The 17,980-nt window shown below is 69.0% G+C and carries 17 protein-coding genes and 1 riboswitch; of the genes, 9 read left to right on the top strand and 8 right to left on the bottom strand.

Going from position 1 to position 17,980, the window contains the following annotated elements:
- Nucleotides 1–19 precede the first annotated feature (19 nt).
- Nucleotides 20–2,122 carry a family 20 glycosylhydrolase gene (locus tag ACGFSB_RS13940; protein ID WP_393398190.1) on the top strand — a complete coding sequence of 701 codons (2,103 nt, stop codon included), beginning with the start codon at nt 20–22 and terminating at the stop codon, nt 2,120–2,122.
- An 85-nt stretch (nt 2,123–2,207) separates the two neighbouring features.
- Here ACGFSB_RS13940 and ACGFSB_RS13935 read toward each other — a convergent pair whose 3' ends face one another.
- On the bottom strand, nt 2,208–3,653 hold the full coding sequence (locus ACGFSB_RS13935; protein WP_393398188.1) for a regulator: 1,446 nt from the start codon (nt 3,651–3,653) through the stop codon (nt 2,208–2,210).
- A gap of 240 nt (nt 3,654–3,893) precedes the next feature.
- Between ACGFSB_RS13935 and lipB the strand changes: the two genes are divergently transcribed.
- From lipB to ACGFSB_RS13910, 5 genes are all read left to right on the top strand, one after another.
- A complete protein-coding gene (gene lipB, locus ACGFSB_RS13930; RefSeq protein WP_393398186.1) occupies nt 3,894–4,742 on the top strand; it encodes a lipoyl(octanoyl) transferase LipB in 849 nt (282 codons plus the stop codon).
- A 147-nt stretch (nt 4,743–4,889) separates the two neighbouring features.
- Nucleotides 4,890–5,855: a lipoyl synthase gene (locus ACGFSB_RS13925; RefSeq protein ID WP_393398184.1), complete on the top strand. Its 966-nt coding sequence runs from the start codon at nt 4,890–4,892 to the stop codon at nt 5,853–5,855.
- Nucleotides 5,856–6,140: 285 nt separating this feature from the next.
- Nucleotides 6,141–6,344, top strand: coding sequence for a hypothetical protein (locus ACGFSB_RS13920; protein ID WP_135328862.1), 204 nt, complete (start codon nt 6,141–6,143; stop codon nt 6,342–6,344).
- Between the two features lie 30 nt (nt 6,345–6,374).
- On the top strand, nt 6,375–7,079 hold the full coding sequence (locus ACGFSB_RS13915; RefSeq protein WP_393398182.1) for a DUF4191 domain-containing protein: 705 nt from the start codon (nt 6,375–6,377) through the stop codon (nt 7,077–7,079).
- 405 nt (nt 7,080–7,484) lie between these two features.
- The gene (locus ACGFSB_RS13910; RefSeq protein ID WP_393398180.1) at nt 7,485–8,798 is read left to right on the top strand and encodes a phosphatase PAP2 family protein; all 1,314 of its coding nucleotides are present in this window, start codon (nt 7,485–7,487) and stop codon (nt 8,796–8,798) included.
- Nucleotides 8,799–8,864: 66 nt separating this feature from the next.
- Here ACGFSB_RS13910 and ACGFSB_RS13905 read toward each other — a convergent pair whose 3' ends face one another.
- On the bottom strand, nt 8,865–9,332 hold the full coding sequence (locus ACGFSB_RS13905) for an RDD family protein (protein ID WP_393398178.1): 468 nt from the start codon (nt 9,330–9,332) through the stop codon (nt 8,865–8,867).
- A gap of 263 nt (nt 9,333–9,595) precedes the next feature.
- Between ACGFSB_RS13905 and glnA the strand changes: the two genes are divergently transcribed.
- Both glnA and ACGFSB_RS13895 read left to right on the top strand, forming a co-directional pair.
- Nucleotides 9,596–11,005, top strand: coding sequence for a type I glutamate--ammonia ligase (gene glnA, locus ACGFSB_RS13900; protein ID WP_393398176.1), 1,410 nt, complete (start codon nt 9,596–9,598; stop codon nt 11,003–11,005).
- Nucleotides 11,006–11,420: 415 nt separating this feature from the next.
- On the top strand, nt 11,421–11,726 hold the full coding sequence (locus ACGFSB_RS13895; protein WP_393398174.1) for a hypothetical protein: 306 nt from the start codon (nt 11,421–11,423) through the stop codon (nt 11,724–11,726).
- A 165-nt stretch (nt 11,727–11,891) separates the two neighbouring features.
- On the opposite strand, the gene ACGFSB_RS13890 is transcribed toward ACGFSB_RS13895, so the two are convergent.
- Entirely contained in the window at nt 11,892–12,521 is a 630-nt protein-coding gene (locus tag ACGFSB_RS13890) for a CGNR zinc finger domain-containing protein (protein ID WP_393398172.1), read from the bottom strand.
- A gap of 87 nt (nt 12,522–12,608) precedes the next feature.
- Here ACGFSB_RS13890 and ACGFSB_RS13885 point away from each other — a divergent pair, with 87 nt between their 5' ends.
- On the top strand, nt 12,609–13,406 hold the full coding sequence (locus ACGFSB_RS13885; RefSeq protein ID WP_393398170.1) for an MBL fold metallo-hydrolase: 798 nt from the start codon (nt 12,609–12,611) through the stop codon (nt 13,404–13,406).
- Nucleotides 13,407–13,417: 11 nt separating this feature from the next.
- Here ACGFSB_RS13885 and ACGFSB_RS13880 read toward each other — a convergent pair whose 3' ends face one another.
- The 5 genes from ACGFSB_RS13880 to ACGFSB_RS13860 form a co-directional block, all read right to left on the bottom strand.
- Entirely contained in the window at nt 13,418–14,206 is a 789-nt protein-coding gene (locus tag ACGFSB_RS13880; protein ID WP_393398168.1) for an ABC transporter ATP-binding protein, read from the bottom strand.
- Complete coding sequence (locus tag ACGFSB_RS13875; RefSeq protein WP_393398166.1) at nt 14,203–15,234, bottom strand: FecCD family ABC transporter permease; 1,032 nt, start codon at nt 15,232–15,234, stop codon at nt 14,203–14,205. Before ACGFSB_RS13875 ends, ACGFSB_RS13880 begins: the two co-directional genes overlap by 4 nt.
- Entirely contained in the window at nt 15,231–16,244 is a 1,014-nt protein-coding gene (locus ACGFSB_RS13870) for an ABC transporter substrate-binding protein (protein ID WP_393398164.1), read from the bottom strand. The genes ACGFSB_RS13875 and ACGFSB_RS13870 overlap by 4 nt, the downstream gene beginning before the upstream one ends.
- Before the next feature lie 152 nt (nt 16,245–16,396).
- Nucleotides 16,397–16,583, bottom strand: a riboswitch (cobalamin riboswitch).
- Between the two features lie 7 nt (nt 16,584–16,590).
- A complete protein-coding gene (locus ACGFSB_RS13865; RefSeq protein WP_393398162.1) occupies nt 16,591–17,076 on the bottom strand; it encodes a VOC family protein in 486 nt (161 codons plus the stop codon).
- A gap of 5 nt (nt 17,077–17,081) precedes the next feature.
- Nucleotides 17,082–17,969, bottom strand: coding sequence for a helix-turn-helix domain-containing protein (locus ACGFSB_RS13860; protein WP_393398160.1), 888 nt, complete (start codon nt 17,967–17,969; stop codon nt 17,082–17,084).
- Between the last annotated feature and the right edge of the window lie 11 nt (nt 17,970–17,980).

Raw genomic sequence — 17,980 nt, 5'->3', positions numbered from 1 at the left:
GGGAGCCACCGCCCCCGAAGTGCCCTCAGTCGTCCCCCGCCCCACCGACTGGACCGCGCTCGACGGCCGTACGAAGCTCACCGAGCGCACCCGCATCCTGATCGACCCGCGCGCCGCATCGGCCGCCGAGCTCCCGTCGGGCCGCGGCGAACTCCCGGGCCCCGCCCACCAATCCGTACGCGAGCTCGCCACCCAGCTCCGTACGGAGATCAAGCAGGTCACCGGCATCACACCCCGGATCGCCCCCGACACGGGCCGGCCGGCCGACGGTGACATCGCGCTCGGGCTCACCGCCAAGGGCCAACTCGGCGCCGAGGGCTACACCTTCGACAGCGCGGGCCCGATCCGCGTCGAAGCCGCCTCCACCCACGGCCTTTACTACGGCGCCCGCACCCTCCTCCAGCTCCTGCGCGCCACGGCCGACGACCATCGCGCCGTCCCCCGCGCCCGCTCCACCGACCGCCCCGCGCAGGCCGTCCGCATGGTCCACCTGGACGCGGGCCGCAAGTACTGGAAGATCTCCTACCTGGAGAACCTGATCCGCAGGATGGGCGACCAGAAGCTCAACACCCTCTTCCTGCACCTCTCCGAGTCGGAGGGCTTCCGCCTCTACAGCCCGAAGTTCCCGGGCCTCGCCGACCCCGACCACAGCTACAGCCGCGCCGACATCGAGCATCTGAAGGCCTTCGCGGCCCGCCATCATGTCCAGTTGATGCCCGGCCTGGAGCTCCCCGGCCATGCCACCGCGATCAGTGAGGCGTTCGGCATCGGCTTCGGGTCCGGCACGAATCCCTGCACGGGCGCGCACACGCACTCGCACCTCACGCCCGACTGGATCATCGACATGACCAGCGACAAGGCGATCGAGAAGTCGAAGCAGATCGTGGACGAGTTCGCGGGCTGGTTCGACGCGCCGCTGTTCTCGATCGGCGCGGAGGAGGTTCCCGGCCAGCTCGCCCAGTGCCCCCGCGTGACGGACTATCTGGCGAGCGCGCCCGACGTGTCCACGCTCGGCGACCTCCTCAACCGCTACATCAACACCCTTGACGACGTGGTCGCTTCGCACGGCAAGCGCACGGCCGTATACAACGGCTCCGAGCACCTCTCCGCGCCCCAGCAGAAGGTCCACGACCCGGTCGTCTTCCTCACCTGGGAGGGCACGGGCGCCGAGCCGGAGATCCCCGGCCACGACGAGATCGCCATCGGCCCGTTCTACGACACCCCGAACAACTACCACCACCTGTATCCGGACGAGTCCTGGATGTACGACAGCTGGCCGCCGAGTTCCGCCCCCGACATGCTCGGCGCCGGCGTCACCAACTGGGCCGACTACAACTTCTGGGCCGACGACGGCTACTTCGAGCAGAGCATGGCGGGCGCCCGCGCGATCCTCGCCGACCGCACCTGGAACAAGTCCACGACGCCGGACACCCTCACCGACTTCAGGGCCCGCACCGCCCGCATCGGCGACCCTCCGGGCACGACGCCCGCACCCGTACCGCCGAGGGTCGAGGGGCGCCCGAGCCACCACTGGACGTTCGACGACGCGTCCTACCCCAGCGGCTGGACATACGCGGGCAGCCCCGGCAACACGCTCTTCGCCGAGGACGTGGCGGGCGGCCTCCCCGGCACCTCATACATCATCAACAACCCGACTCCCGTCGACGGCGTGGACAGTGGGCACGGCCAGGCCTGGCGCTTCGACTCCGACCGGGACGGCGTCGGCTTCGGCGGTCTCGACGTCGCCGAGCCGTGGACGGTCTCGGTGCAGGTGAAGCCCACGGCGCGGACCGATGACCAGGTGCTGCTCAGCTCGAAGGCAGGCGCCCTGAAACTGATGCAGCACGGCACGGGGAAGGTCGGATTCACGCGGTACGGCAAGGCCGACCACAGCTTCGACTACACGGTGCCGCTCGACCGCTGGACGCGGCTGACCTGGGTGACTTCGCCGGGCCACACCGTTCTGTACGCCGACGGGGAGCGGGTCGGCACCATAGACGCGTCGATTCCGCTGCCCCTGCGGTCCATCGGCACGGAGAAGGCGAGCCTGCGGGGCGACCTGGACGAACTCATGACGTGGGACGAGGCGTTGTCGCCGGAGAAGGTCGCGCGCCTGCGCTGAGCCATATGTCGTGAGCTGAGCCATGTGTAAGGGGCGGGCCTGCGCAGGCCCGCCCCTTACACATGCGCCCAATCGGGGCAGGCCCTCACCCCAGCGCCGCCACCCGGTCCCGATACCCCCGCACCGGCGCAGCGTCCCGGTACGGCTCGAGCCGCCGCTCGAATTCGCGTACGTACTCGATCGCACGCACCGACCGCATCTCCCCCGCCGCCTGCGCCGCCTCCGCGCCCAGCTGGCAGGCCTGCTCAAGCTCGCCGAGGCCCAGGCGCGCGGAGGCGAGCACCACGCGGCAGAACAGGCGGCTGCGGGCGTACCCGGGGGCGCGCAGCTGGAGCGAGCGCTCCGCGTGCTGGGCGGCCACGCGGTACTGCTGGAGGTCCCGGTGGCAGTGCCCGAACTCGTCCGCCAGCTGCGCCTCGTCGAAGAACCGCGCCCAGTGCGGGACTTCGTCGCCGGGCCGCGCAGTCTCCAGGGCACGCTCGGCCCGCACCATGGAAGCCGTGCACGCCCGCACCTCGCCGAGCACGCCGTGCCCGCGCGCCTCGACCGAGTGCAGCAGGGCCTGTACGACGGGCGGCGCCGAAGAGCCGACGCCCTGCTGGGCCACCCGCGCCAGTTGCACCGCCTCCCGGCCGTGTCCGAGATAGACGGCCTGGCGGCTCATCGTGACCAGGACGTACGAGCCGTACGCGCGGTCGCCCGCCGCCTGCGAGAGGCGCAGCGCCTGGACGTAGTAGCGCTGGGCGAGCCCGTGCGCCGCGATGTCGTACGAGGTCCAGCCCGCGAGCCGGGTGAGGTCGGCGGCTGCGGCGAAGAGCCGCCGCCCGGCCTGCTCGCCGTACGTGCCGCGCAGCATCGGCTCGGCCTCGTGCTCCAGATAGCGGACCAGGGCCTGCCTGGCGTGGCCGCCGCCGTACGCGTGGTCGAGCGCGCGGAAGAGTTCGCCGACGGAGCGCAGGGCAGCGATGTCGCCGCTGGTCACCTTCGCCCCGACGCCGCGCTCGGGTTCCTTGCGCTGGCGCGGTATGGCCGGGCGGCCCTGCGTGGGCACGCGGGCGGCGCCCGGTCCGTGGTCGCCGCGTCCCACCCGGTCGTCGGCACGGCCGATCAGCCAGTCCCTGCTGGGGACTACGAGCCCTGCCGGGGTGAACGCGATCTTCCGCAGTTCGGCATGGCTTCCGGAGTCCTTGCGCCAGAGTCCGCCGACGATGTCGATGGCCTCCTCGGGGCTCGCCGCGAACTCGAGCCCGGCGTACACCGGCGCGCACGCGTCGAGCCCGAGATCCTGTGCGGAGAGGCGGCGGCCTAACCGCCGTGTGAAGACCTCGGCGATGAGGGCGGGGGTGGTGCCGCGTGGCTGCTGCCCGCGCAGCCAGCGGGTCACCGATGTCTTGTCGTACCGCAGATCGAGACCGTGCTCGAGCCCCAGCTGATCGACGCGGCGCGCGAGCCCCGCATTGGAGAAACCGGCTTCTGAGATGAGCGCGGCTAGCTGGCGGTTGGGGGTGCGCTGCGGAGGTCGTTCCGTCATCAGCTGTGCGGTCTCCTGCCTTTCGGGCGTTGCCTTGAGCAGCCCTTATGGCTCTGTGAACGGCGTGAATGTAGCGGCCCTCACCGGCCTTATCGCGGCCTTCGACCCGCATTCATCCGATCGTGTGAGGATTGACCGGCGGACTGACGAGAATCCGCTGCCCGTACAGTGGCTTGGTGGCTGGGAGCGCGATATGTGCACGGTGCAGGTTCTGGTGCAGGTTCTAGGGAGGCACTTGCCGTGAGTGAGTTTCAGTTCGTCCGTCTTGGCTTCGGCCCGGACTCGGTCGAGTACCAGGAAGCCTGGGACGAGCAGCGCCGCGTGCACGCCGCCCGCTTCGCCGACGAACTCCCGGACACATGTCTGCTGCTCGAGCACCCGCCGGTCTACACGGCGGGCCGCCGCACCGAGGCCGGCGAACGCCCGCTTGACGGCACTCCCGTCGTCGACGTCGACCGCGGCGGCAAGATCACTTGGCACGGCCCCGGGCAGCTCGTCGGCTACCCGATCCAGAAGCTGCCGCGCCCGGTGGACGTCGTAGCACATGTGCGCCGCCTGGAAGAGGCACTTATCCGTACGTGTGCGGAGTTTGGCCTGGAGACCAGCCGGGTCGAGGGCCGAAGCGGCGTATGGGTCCTCGGTGACCCGGTGGAGCAGCGCCCGGCGCTCGGCGGCCTGAGCCTCGACCTCGACCCGCGACTGCAGGACGACGAGTTCGACGCTCGGTTCAACGGCCCGGAGTACGCCCCGTCGAACGCGGGCCAGCGCCGTGAGGACCGCAAGATCGCGGCCATCGGCATCCGCGTGGCCAAGGGCGTGACGATGCACGGTTTCGCGCTCAACGTGAACCCGGACAACACCTGGTTCGACAAGATCATCCCGTGCGGCATCCGTGACGCGGGTGTGACGTCGCTCTCGTACGAACTGGGCCGCGAGGTCACGATCGCCGACGTCCTGCCTGTCGCCGAGAAGCACCTGCGGGAGGTCCTCGAGAACGCGGAACTCAAGCCGCGGGCCGTTGAGAAGACCGCGGAGAACACAGCCGAGAAGACGGTTACGAATCCGGAAGCCGAGAAGGCGACCACCTAGACAGCCGGGGTCAGCCGGGGTCAGCTGGGATCAGCCGGGGCCCTGGGGAATGCACCCCGTCGGCCAGAGGTTGGCCGAGCGTAAGCCCAACGACATCACGGGCGTACCCTGGTGTGCGCCGAAGAATCGAAGCTACAGGGAGCCGATGTGTCCGCAGTCGCACCCGACGGACGCAAGATGCTGCGCCTTGAGGTCCGGAACGCCCAGACCCCGATCGAGCGCAAGCCCGAGTGGATCAAGACCCGGGCGAAAATGGGCCCCGAGTACACCAAGATGCAGAACCTCGTGAAGAGCGAGGGCCTGCACACGGTCTGCCAGGAGGCGGGCTGTCCCAACATCTACGAGTGCTGGGAAGACCGCGAGGCCACCTTCCTCATCGGCGGCGACCAGTGCACCCGGCGCTGCGACTTCTGCCAGATCGACACGGGCAAGCCGCAGGCCCTGGACCGCGACGAGCCGCGCCGCGTGGGCGAGTCCGTCGTCACGATGGACCTGAACTACGCCACGATCACCGGCGTCGCCCGCGACGACCTGGAGGACGGCGGCGCCTGGCTGTACGCGGAGACCGTGCGCCAGATCCACGCGATGACGGCGGACCGCGCGGAGGGCCAGACCAAGGTCGAGCTGCTCATCCCCGACTTCAACGCGGACCCCGACCAGCTGGCCGAGGTCTTCTCCTCCCGCCCCGAGGTCCTCGGGCACAACGTGGAGACCGTGCCGCGCATCTTCAAGCGGATCCGCCCCGGCTTCCGCTTCGAGCGCTCGCTCGAGGTCATCACCCGCGCTCGTGAGGCCGGCCTGGTCACCAAGTCGAACCTCATCCTCGGCATGGGTGAGGAGCGCGAGGAGATCAGCGAGGCGTTGCACGCGCTGCACGACGCGGGCTGCGAGCTCATCACGATCACGCAGTACCTGCGCCCGACGCCGCGGCACCACCCGGTGGAGCGCTGGGCCAAGCCGGCGGAGTTCGTGGAGCTGAAGGAGGAGGCCGAGGAGATCGGCTTCTCCGGGGTCATGTCCGGGCCGCTGGTCCGCTCCTCGTACCGCGCGGGGCGGCTCTTCCAGATGGCGGTCGAGAAGCGCGGGGCGTACGTGGCGTCGCAGGCGGTGTGATCCCTTCAGGGAGAGCAGTGATCCCTCCAGGGAGAGCCCGACTGTGTGAATCAGCGCACAAGTGACTACCGGCGAGTAGTGGCCGAGATGACGCGGCCCACGCGGTCCCCGCAGGTGAGGGGACCGTATGGGCCGCGTCATTGTTTTGGGGCTCGGCGTCAAGGCTTCATCGGTGTTTGACCGGTCGGTCACGCCCTGGTAACACCAATCAGTGACCCTGGAATTACCCCACGTACAGCCTTACCCATAGCCGCTCGAGCCATAGCCGCCCAGGAGGGCCCCACCATGCAGGCCGCGCCCGTACGCGCCACCGCCATCCCGTCCGTCACCGACGCACTGCGTGCCGTCGAGTCGCTTCTCATGAGCGGCGGCCAGCGCACCGCACGCCGAAACGCCTGGACGTCCGTGCTCGACGACCGGCGTCGCGCCAAGGACCGGGCAGAGGCGCTGCGCGTGCTCGAAGAGGCGATGACAACCCGCACGTCGTAGTCACTTCCAGGGACACGTAGACTTCACGGCATGGCGAGGAAGGAAACCGCGGCGGACGCCGCGAACCCCGGGCGACTCAAGCAGATCGCTCAGACCTACAAGATGACCCGCAGGGCCGATCCGCGGATCGGTCTCATCATCGCGGCTGTGGGAATCGTCACCTTTGGTGTCTTCCTCGCGATCGGCTTCTTGATCGGTCACCCGATCTATCTCGGCATTCTCGGCTTTGTGCTCGCCTTCCTCGCGATGGCGATCGTCTTCGGGCGCAGGGCAGAGCGTGCGGCCTTCGGGCAGATGGAAGGCCAGCCCGGTGCGGCGGCCGCGGTGCTCGACAAGATCGGCCGCGGCTGGACGACGACTCCGGCGGTGGCGATGAACCGCAGCCAGGACGTCGTGCACCGCACGGTCGGCAAGGCGGGCATCGTGCTCGTCGCCGAGGGCAACCCGAACCGGGTGAAGAGCCTGCTGGCCGCCGAGAAGAAGAAGATGGCGCGCGTGGTCTCGGACGTTCCGGTGAACGACATCATCGTCGGCACCGGCGAGGGCCAGGTCCCGCTCAAGAAGCTGCGTACGACGCTTCTGAAGCTGCCTCGCCTTCTCCCGGGCCCGCAGGTCACGGCGACGAACGACCGGCTCCGGGCGATGGGTGACCTGATGAGCAACATGCCGTTGCCGAAGGGCCCGATGCCGAAGGGTGCGGGGCGAGGTCGCACGCCTCGTATGCCGCGAGGATGACCACCAAGACAGCTGGGCACTAGGCCTCGTTCTCTTCCGTCCACGGAATCCGTATCCGTATCCGTGGACGGAAGAGAACGAGGCCTCGCTATTTGTGCGCCCCGCTGCCGCTTCGGAAGTCCCGCCCGCGAACCCCCGCCCGAGAGCCCCCTCCCGGGAACCCCCTCCTGGGAACCTCGCCGCAGCCCGCCTTGACGCGCTCCCACGCGCAGTCCCCCGGCCAGGTCGCAGACCCTCGAGCATCTTCAAAACCCCACCCACACCGCTCCGTTAGCATGTTCGAACCAGAAAACCATGCCATCCGGCGTGGAGATTGACTTATTTAGCCAATAACTAACAACAGCTGACACCAGCTGACAACAACTAACAAATCGGCCAAAAACATTGATATCTATTGCACCGCGGGTGTCTTCGCGGATTAACAGCAGACTCGCCCTGTGGGCCGCGGCGAGCGCCGTGGCTCTCGGATTCGTCATCGCGCTGGAGATCGTCGCGCGTCACTACGGCGAACCGGGGCCGCTCACCAATCAGGCGCAAGAGATCGTTTTCGCCCCCAAGTCGGGGCCGCTGCTGTACGCGTCCATGGCGCTGATGATGGTGGTGCTGACCTGGCGGCAGCGGTTCATCGCGGCCGGTATCGCGGTCGGTATCGACATCGTCTTCTTTCTGGTGCGATGGGCCGTCGACGCCAAGATGATGTTCGGCAACGGCGCGTTGTGGGTGATCCTGGGCTGCGCGGTCATCGCTTTCACGCGCCGCACCGGCCAGGAACGCACCCTTCTACTGAAGGGCGTCGGCCTCGGCCTGCTCCTGGTCGCCGGCCGCAAGGTGGGCGACACCTGGCTGCTCATCACGTGGAAGACCCGGCCGACGGTGCTCGACCAGTACGTGGCGACCGCCGATCACGCGCTGGGCAACCCGTCGTGGCTGGTGGGCCGGATCGTCTCGGCCACCGGCTCGGTCGGCACGCATGTTCTCGAATACGTCTACATTCAGCTCGCCGTGGCCGCGGTCGTCGTCGCGCTGTACCAGCTGCGCAATGTGGCGACCGAGCGCCGATTCCCGGGCCACCACCTGGTGCGCACCTTTATAGTCATCGGCCTGCTCGGACCCGCCATTTACATGATCTTCCCGGTGGTCGGACCCGTCTTCGCCTACGGTCCTGGCGCCTCCGGCACCGGCGGCCTGCAGTGGGCGGTGGCCGACCTCTGGCCGAACACTCCGCCGACGATCAGTGCCCCGCAGTCGATGCCGTTCGACGAGCTCACCCCTCGTAACTGCATGCCCAGCCTGCACACGGCATGGGCGACCACGATCTTCATCCACTCACGCAAGGGCCCACGCCTTCTGCGCTTCGCGGGCGTGTTCTGGCTGGTCGCCACGCTCGGCGCGACGTTGGGCTTCGGCTACCACTACGGCGCGGACCTCATCGCCGGTGTGGTGTTCGCCTTCACGGTCGACGCGGCGCTGCGCTCGCTCGACCGCGGCTGGGACCGCCCAGGAATCCAGCTGGTCGCCTACGGTGCGACGGTCTTCGCCGCGCTCCTGGTGTCGTATCGCTATCTGCCGATGCAGATGGCCCACCATCCGTGGGTGTTCGGACCACTTCTCGTACTGGCGATGATCTCAGTGATCCACGGCTACGTACGGACCACCAAGCTGTGGGACCCGAAGGGCGCACCGGATCAGAAACTGGAACCGCAGCCGGAACTGGTCTGAGCGCCCTGGCTCAGACCAGCCAGACCGGCCAGACCGGCCAGACCGGCCAGACCGGCCTGTTGGACCTTAGATCCGCACCTGAACGGCGCGGGCGAGGCGGTCATGGAGGCCGCGGCCGTCTCGGTCCCAGATCAGGGCCGGGATGGCGACGCAGAGCAGCGCACTGCGGATGACGACGCGGACGATACCGAGCCGTCCGCCACCCTCGGCGATGACGCGCAGCCTGAAGAGGGCCTTGCCGGGGGTGCAGCCGACCGTGCCGACGGTCAGGACGGCCATGACGAAGAGGATTCCGAGCGCCCAGTTGCCCATCGCCTGCTGGTCACCGCGAGCGAACAGGCCGTATGCGATGAGCATGCACAGGGCCCAGTCGACGACGATGGCGCCGATGCGCCGCCCCGGCCGCGCGATCGAGCCCGGCCCCTCCTCCGGCAGGCCGAGCTGCTCGCCCCGGTAGCCGAAGTCCACGCCCGCGTCCTCTGCTGCCGCACGAGGGCCGGAGAGCCACGATCCGATTGCTTGCCTGTTGTCCACGCGTCCACGGTACTGCGCCCGATTTCGTACGAGGACGGGTGGGGTGGGGCGTACGGGGTCGTACCGGGACGGCGCCGGTGGGGCGCCGGTAGGGCGAATGACACCTGACCCGAACCCGGCTCGGTTAACTTCGGCGAAACAAATGGGTCATGCTTGAGAAACCCCCCGTCCCTATGGTCGGGTCCCAGCGTGTGCCACCGCACTGGCCGCACAACGAGCTGCAACCCCGTCCCCGCCTGGGGGCCGGGAGTAGGAGGAGTTGGATGTTCCAGAACGCCGACGACGCAAAGAAGTTCATCGCGGACGAGGACGTGAAGTTCGTAGATGTCCGGTTCTGCGACCTGCCCGGAGTGATGCAGCACTTCACGATCCCGGCAGCGGCGTTCGACCCGAACGAGGAGCTCGCCTTCGACGGTTCGTCGATCCGCGGCTTCCAGGCCATCCACGAGTCCGACATGGCGCTGCGCGCGGACCTGTCGACGGCGCGTGTTGACCCGTTCCGCAAGGACAAGACGGTCAACATCAACTTCTTCATCCACGACCCGATCACGGGCGAGCAGTACAGCCGTGACCCGCGCAACATCGCCAAGAAGGCCGAGGCCTACCTCGCGTCGACCGGCTTCGCGGACACCGCGTACTTCGGCCCCGAGGCCGAGTTCTACGTCTTCGACAACGTCCGCTTCCAGACGTCGGCGAACGAGAGCTTCTACCACATCGACTCCGAGGCAGGCGCCTGGAACACCGGGTCGACGGAGAACAACCGCGGCTACAAGGTCCGCTACAAGGGCGGCTACTTCCCGACCCCGCCGGTCGACCACTTCGCGGACCTCCGCGCGGAGATCTCCCTGGAGCTGGACAAGAACGGCCTCCAGGTCGAGCGCCAGCACCACGAGGTCGGCACGGCCGGCCAGGCCGAGATCAACTACAAGTTCAACACGCTGCTCGCCGCGGCCGACGACCTGATGCTCTTCAAGTACATCGTGAAGAACGTCGCCTGGCGCAACGAGAAGACCGCGACCTTCATGCCGAAGCCGATCTTCGGTGACAACGGCTCCGGGATGCACGTTCACCAGTCCCTCTGGCAGAACGGCATCCCGCTCTTCTACGACGAGCAGGGTTACGCCGGCCTCTCGGACATGGCGCGCTACTACATCGGCGGCATCCTCAAGCACGCCCCGTCCCTCCTGGCCTTCACGAACCCGACGGTGAACTCGTACCACCGCCTGGTTCCCGGCTTCGAGGCCCCGGTCAACATGGTCTACTCGCAGCGCAACCGCTCGGCTGCCATGCGTATCCCGATCACGGGCTCGAACCCGAAGGCCAAGCGCGTCGAGTTCCGCGCGCCGGACCCGTCCTCGAACCCGTACCTGGCGTTCTCGGCGCTGCTGATGGCAGGCCTCGACGGCGTCAAGAACAAGATCGAGCCGCCGGAGCCGATCGACAAGGACCTCTACGAGCTGGCCCCCGAGGAGCACGCGGGCGTCGCCCAGGTCCCCACGTCCCTCCCGGCGGTCCTCGACGCGCTCGAGGCGGACCACGAGTACCTGCTGGCCGGCGGTGTCTTCACCCCCGACCTGATCGAGACGTGGATCGACTACAAGCGGACGAACGAGATCGCGCCGATCCAGCTGCGGCCGCACCCGCATGAGTTTGAGCTGTACTTCGACATCTAAAACGCGGGGTCGGGTGAGCTGGGCGGGAGGCTCGGATGTGCGCCGATCAGCCAGTCCCCTGACTTGACGTCAGAAAAGCAGCGAGGGCCGCTTCTTCCGGATCTGATCCCGGAGGAAGCGGCCCTCGCTGTCTGAACTTCCGTCGGACCGCGACGGAAGCTGGGGGTTGCCGGGCGGTCGTCCACCTCGATATCAACGCCGCTCGCGGTGAGTAGCAGCGGTCTGGCATATGAGTATCTGCGCGCATACACCCTTGGGCAGACCGTAGTTGGCTGGCCGTATGACTGAAGAGAGCTCGCGAACCGGCCTGGACTCGCGCACGGATGCTGAGCTGCGTGCCGACTGGGCCGCCGCGAACTATCAGCCGTCAGTTGCGCCTCGGCACCCTGACGCTCGGGAGAGCGGGGCCTGGTGGGTGCCGTTCCTGACCACGCTGGCGCTCATGCTCCTTGCACCGATCGCGTTCGGCCTTGCCGGACTTTCGGTCATGGCCACGGACAGTTGCGGCCCGGATGACTGCTCGCCTCAGCTCATGGGCACCCTGGACGCGATCTTCGTGCTGTTGCCCATCGGCGGACTGGTGAGCTTGGTTTCACTGGTCATCTGCTGGGCGCTGCCTCGGAGGGTTCGCCATGTCGTGCGGCGGCGGTGGGTCGCGATGCTCGCGATCGCACCCCAGCTATTGATCATTCTCATGGTGATGGGTCTCCCGGAAGGCTGAACCTGCCCGGACGTCTCCTGCCCGGACGTCTCCTGCCCGGACGCCTCCTGCCCGCGCGACTTGCGCCCCCCGGGGGCCGAGTTGCGCCCCCCGGGGCCGAACAGCTCAGGTGACCACGGGCTCAGGTGACCACGGGCTCAGCCGAGAGGGCGTTCACGGGGCGGCTCAGTCCCCCTTCGCCCCCACCCGCCGCGCATAAGCCCGCGCCGCTCGAGCCCGGTCCCCGCACCGCGTGGAGCACCAGTGGCGGCGGCCGTGGCGCAGCAAGTAGCGGTTGCAGGGCGGGGAGCCGCAGGCCGTGAGGCGGTCGGCGTCCGGGCCTGTGAGCAGGTCCGCCACGTCGGCCGCGAGCGTCGCCAGAGCGTGTTCCACGATCTGCGTTGTGGGGTGGGAGGCGGCGCGGTACAGGCCTCGGGCCGGGTTCCAGTTCAGGAGGGAGGCCGCGGGGGCCCTGGTCAAGGCCTCGTTGATGGCGGCGAGCGCGCTCGGCGGGGGTTCGCACCCGTCCACCCGGGCTGCCAGCAGCGAACGGATCTGCTCCCGCAGGGTTCGCAGTTGTGCCGTGCACATCTCCTGAAGGCCCGCGTCGGGCGGTGCCAGGTCCCGCTCCGTGAGCCAGCTGTTCGTGGCCGAAGGCGTGCCCAGCAGGTCGATGAACTGGCCTCCCGGCAGGGCGATCGCGCTGTTGGCGAAGTCGAGTGCCGCGTACCGCTCCGCGCCCGGCGCCTGCGGTGGTGCCGGTTCGGCGGCAGTCGCGGTCACGTCCACAGTCACGGTTTCGGTCACGCATCTCATGGTACGCCTTGCCTTCATCCGTGAGAAGCGACTACCGTTCCTCACGGATAACTCGATCCCCATCCGTGAGGTGTGGTGTTCTCTGTCATGGTTACTTCCGGCAGCACAAGTAATGAGCAGGTTCCCGTACGCGTCTTCGGCGGGCCTACCGCCCTCTTCGAGTTCGGCGGCCTGCGGTTCCTCACCGACCCCACCTTCGATGCGCCCGGCGACTACCCGGCGCCCGGCCGCCCCGGCCTGACCAAGACCGCGCCCGCCGCAGGCACCCTCTCCGATCTTGGCACCGTCGACGTGGTCCTGCTCTCGCACGACGAACACCCCGACAATCTCGATAAATCCGGCCGTTCTCTGCTCGCCGACATACCCCTCACCCTCACCACCCCCGGTGGCGGACGCCGCCTGCGCGACAGCCTGGGGGACAGAGTGAAGGATCTCGGCGACTGGGAGTCCGTCGAGCTCGACCGGCCCGGCGGCGGGCAGGTGACCGTGACGGGCGTGCCCGCCGTCCACGGTCCCGGCAGGCGCGAGGACGTCGAAGCGATCACCGGCGAGGTTGTCGGCTTCGTCCTGACCGGTGATGGCCTTCCCACCGTCTACGTCAGCGGCGACAACGCCTCGCTCACCGCGGTCAAAGAGATCGCCGAACGGTTCGGGCCCGTGGACACCGCCGTCCTTTTCGCCGGTGCTCCCCGCTTCCCGTTCCTCTTCGACGGGGCGCCCATCGTCCTCGACAGCGCCCAGGCCGCCGAAGCCGCCAAGATCCTCGGGGCGCGCCGCGTCGTTCCCGTCCACTTCGACAGCTGGGCCCACTTCACCGAAGGGCGCGAGGAGTTGGCTTCCGCCTTCGCCGCCGCAGGGCTCGCCGACCGTCTTCAGCTGGCCTGACAGAGGGGAACTCAGCCTCGTAGGAAGCGGATCGATGGGCGTCGGCCCTCGTCCTCCGTCGTCACCACCGCCCTCACCCCGTAGACCTTCGCTATCAGCTCCTCCGTGATCACATCCGCCGGTGTGCCCGACGCGTACGCCACCCCCTCGCGCAGGACGAGCACGTGGTCGCAGAACATCGCCGCCAAGTTGAGGTCGTGCAAGGCGATCACGCTGGTCAGGGGGAGGTCCGCCACCAGGGAGAGGAGGTCCAGTTGGTGTTGGATGTCCAGGTGGTTGGTCGGTTCGTCCAGGAGGAGTTCCTGGGGGGTCTGGGCCAGGGCCCTGGCTATTTGGACTCGTTGGCGTTCGCCGCCCGAGAGGGTGTGCCAGGACTGGGCGGCCCGGTCGGACAGGCCCGTTCGGGTCAGGGCATCGCGAACCGCCTCCTCGTCCGCGGGAGTTGAGGGCGACCACGCCCTTCGGTGCGGGATACGACCCAGGCGTATGACCTCTTCCACCGACAGCTCGACCTGCGTCGTGGCGTCCTGGTCCACCACCGCCACCCTGCGTGCCACCGTGCGGCGGCCGACCTCCCTCAGCGGGTGGCCGTCCAGGGTGACCACTCCCGATGCCGGGGCCAGGACGCCCGCCAGGATGCGGAGGAGGGTGGACTTGCCCGAGCCGTTGGGGCCCAGGAGGCCGACCGTGGATCCGGGGGGTGGGGCCAGGGTCACTCCGTCGACTATGAAGTTGCCGCCGGCCGTCCTGCTCACCCGGTCGGCCCGTAGGCCATCGGCCCTGGGAGCCGCCGGAATCATGTCGTCTTCCGCGTGCGGTAGAGGACCAGGACGAATGCCGGGACCCCGATCAGGGACGTCACCACTCCCACCGGGACCTCCTGCGGGTCCAGGACCGTGCGCGCCAGCGTGTCCACCCATACCAGGAACACCGCGCCCGCCAGTGCCGTGACCGGGAGCAGCCGCGCATGGCCCGAACCGACCAACATGCGCGCCGCGTGCGGCAGGACGAGGCCTACGAAACCGATGGCGCCCGCGCTGCTGACCAGGGCCGCCGTCAGCAGGGCCGTGGTGGAGAGCAGGATCAGGCGGGTACGGGCGACGTGCACGCCCAGCGTCGCCGCCGCGTCCTGGCCGAACGCGAACGCGTCCAGCGTGCGGGACTGCGTCAGGCAGACGGTCAGCGTCACAGCCAGGACCGCCCCGCACATCCAGACGTCGGTCCAGCCCACCCCGCTCAGCGAGCCGAGCAGCCAGAACAGGACCCCGCGCGTCGTCTCCGCGTCGCCCGCCGTCATGATCACGAACGAGGTGATCGCGGAGAAGAGTTGCATCGCCGCCACCCCGGAGAGCACCACCCTGTCCGCGCTCCCGCCCAGGGTGTGGCTGAGCAGCAGCACGAGTGCGAACGAGCAGACCGCCCCCGCGAAAGCGCCCGCCGAGACCGACACCGCTCCCCCGCCGACCCCCAGGACGACGACCGCGACCGCCCCCGTGGACGCGCCCGAGGAGACGCCGAGCACGAAGGGGTCCGCGAGGGGGTTGCGCAGGAGGGACTGGAGGACCGTTCCGCAGACGGCCAGGCCGGCGCCGCAGACCGCCGCGAGGAGCGTGCGCGGCATCCGCAGGTTCCAGACGATGCCGTCCCTGATGGGCGTCAGCTCCGCCTCTCCCCAGCCCAGGTGAGCCGCCACCGCCGACCATACGTCCGGTACGGAGATGTCCGCGGGGCCGATGGTGACGGCCACCGCCACGGAGAGGAGGAGGGCGCCGATGCCCGTCGTCCAGAGCAGGGCGTGGCCTATACCGCCCGGGACGGCTCTCCTCACTTGGCCAGCCCGAACTTCCGCAGTGCGTCCGCGACTTGTTCCACGCCGTCCACCGTGCGGATCGTCGGGTTCATCGCCTGGCCGCTCAGCAGCACGTACCGCTTCTTCTTCACCGCGGTCAGGTTCTTGGTGACCGGGTCGGACTCCAGGAACTCGATCTTCTTCTTCGCGCTCTCGGCCGTCTGCGACTTGCGCGTGAGGTCGCCGATGACGAGGACGTCCGGGTCACGGTCGGCCACCGTCTCCCAGTTGATCTGGGGCCACTCCTCGCGGGTGTCGTCGAAGACGTTCTTCGCGCCCAGTTCGCGGGTGATGATGCCGGGCGCTCCGCAGCAGCCCGCCATGTAGGGGGCGTCGGAGTTGGCGAACCAGTAAAGGAGCGTCGTGTCGGAGGCGTTGATGTTCTTCATGGCCTTCGCCACCCGGCCCTTGAGCTCCGCGATCAGGCGTTCGCCGCGCTTCTCCACGCCGAACACCCGTGCTAGGTCCCGCACTTCGCCGTACACCGTGTCCATGGTCAGCGTCTTGTCGCGGCTGCCGTCGCCGTCGCCGCTGTTGTCCTTGCCCGCGCAGTCGGAGGGCGAGACATAGGCGGGTACGCCGAGTTCGGCGAACTTGGCGCGGTCGGCGACGCCGCCCTTGCTGACCGTCGCGAGGAAGGACGCGGTGACGAAGTCCGGCTCCTTGGCGAGCACCTTTTCGAAGGAGGGGTAGCTGTCAGCAAGGCGGTCGACCTTGTCGTTCTCCTTCTCCAGGCCCTCCAGCACCGGGTCCGTCCAGGTGCCGGTGCCTGCCATGCGGTCCGCGAGGCCCAGGGAGAGCAGGATCTCGGTGGAGCCCTGGTCGAGGGAGACCGCCCGCCTGGGCGGCGCCTTGATCTCCGCCTTCTTGCCGCAGGAGGTGAGGGTCAGCGGGTAGCCTGCCGCCTTCTCTTCCGTGGTGGAGGTGGCCTGCGAGCCGCCGCAGGACGTCAGCGTGACGGCCAGGCCTGCGGCGACGAGGACGGGCATACGTACGCGCCAGGCTGATGCGCGACGGGCTGATACGCGCCGGACTGATGCGCGACGGACTGATACGCGACGGGCTGTGGAGGACACACGATCCCTTGAGTCTCACGGCTCATACGCGGAGCCTGGCCTGCTTCATCACCTCCGCCGCCCGGTGCGGGGGCGAAGGCGCCAGCAGGTCTTCGGACTCGGGGATCGGCCGGACGGGACGCCTTCCCAGGCGTCCATGGACGCCCAGTGGCTATGGCCCCGCCCGTCCTCCCTCACCGCTGCGCGTCAGTTCCGGATTCGCACCGGATTCCCTGGCCCTGGTGTGGGTTGACTGGCGCTCGCAAGCTATCACGCAGGGTCAGGACGGCTGCTCGGGCCTCGGTGCGCCGCGGTACGTGCCGAAGGACCATTTGTTGCCCTCGGGGTCGGCGATCGCGAACTCCCGGCTGCCGTACGGCTGGTCCTCGATCTCGCGGATGATCTCGACCCCGGCGGCGGTGAGGCGCTGGTAGAGGTCGTCCACGTGGTCGGTGACTACGTACGCGCCGAAGGTGCCCGGCTTCAGGCACCAGTCCTGGGACTTCTCGTCGTACGAGCCGAGCATCACGGCACCGCCCTCGGGCCAGTCGAGCTCGGCGTGCGCCACGCGGTCGCCGTCCTCGTAGACGGCGGTACGCAGGAAGCCGACCGTGCCGACCAGGAAGTCGATCAGGGCGGGGGCGTCATTGGCCTGGAGCGTCGGCCAGACGTCGGGCGCACGCCCGGCAGAGGCGGAGGCAGGGGCGGAGGCAGGGGCGGAGGTGGAGGCGGACTGGGGCTGCTGCTGCTTCTCGGTGGTGTCCATGGGACCTACTCTTCTCCCCCTCCGTAGCTTCCGGCTTGGATATTCCGGCACTCTTCGGCCAGCCAGCCGCTGGGACTGACGCCGGTGTACTGCTGGAAGTCCCGCACCAGGTGGGAGTGGTCGTAATAGCCGCAGTCGGCTGCCACGCGGGCCAGGTCAGGGGCGGTGCCCGCGGCCACGGGACGTACGACGGCGTTCCGTGCGCGGTGGAAACGCATCAGACGACCGGCCTGCTTGGGGCTCAGGCCCGTCTCGGCGCGGAAGAGCGTGGTGAGGCGGCGCTCGCTGAGCGCGACATGCCGGGAGAGGCCGCGCAGCGTGCCCACGCCCCGGTGCCGGGCCAGCCAGGCCCACGCCTCGGCGACCTCGGGGCGTACGGAAGCCCTGCCGCCGGAGTCGGCATCGGCGTCCGCCGCCCGCTGCCTCAAGTAGGCGGACAGGGAAGCGAAGCGCTCCTCCCAGCCGGACTGCTCGCACAGCAGCTCCCGTACGTCGGCGGCGCGTCGCCCCATCACCTCCGAACCCGGCGTCACCAGGTCGCCCGCCAGTTCCCCGGCCGGTACGCCGAGCAGGGCGCGGGCGGCGAGCGGATGCACGGCGAGCTGGATGCCCGCCTCGTGCTCGGGCCTGACGACGTACGCCGGGGACTGGTGCAGGCCACCCGTGACGATGTCCGCGCGGAACGCGTCGCTGCCGCGCGCCTGCTCGGGGGTGAGGCCGCTGATGACGGGGCCGTCCAGCGAGAAGATCAGCGTCAGATACGGGGACGGCAGTCCGCGGTGCAGTCCTGGCCGCTCGCCCGTGGTGCGGTAGCCGACCGCTGACACCACCATGCCGTCGAGCCGCGGGACGGCCCGCACGAACTCCCGGGAGGCGGTCTCGGCACTCTCCATGCAGTCAGTAT

Origin of the sequence: Streptomyces sp. NPDC048441 (assembly GCF_043200235.1) — a bacterium.
GTDB lineage: Bacteria > Actinomycetota > Actinomycetes > Streptomycetales > Streptomycetaceae > Streptomyces.
Note: the sequence above shows the minus strand (reverse complement) of the source record. Positions and strands in the feature narration are given on the sequence as shown.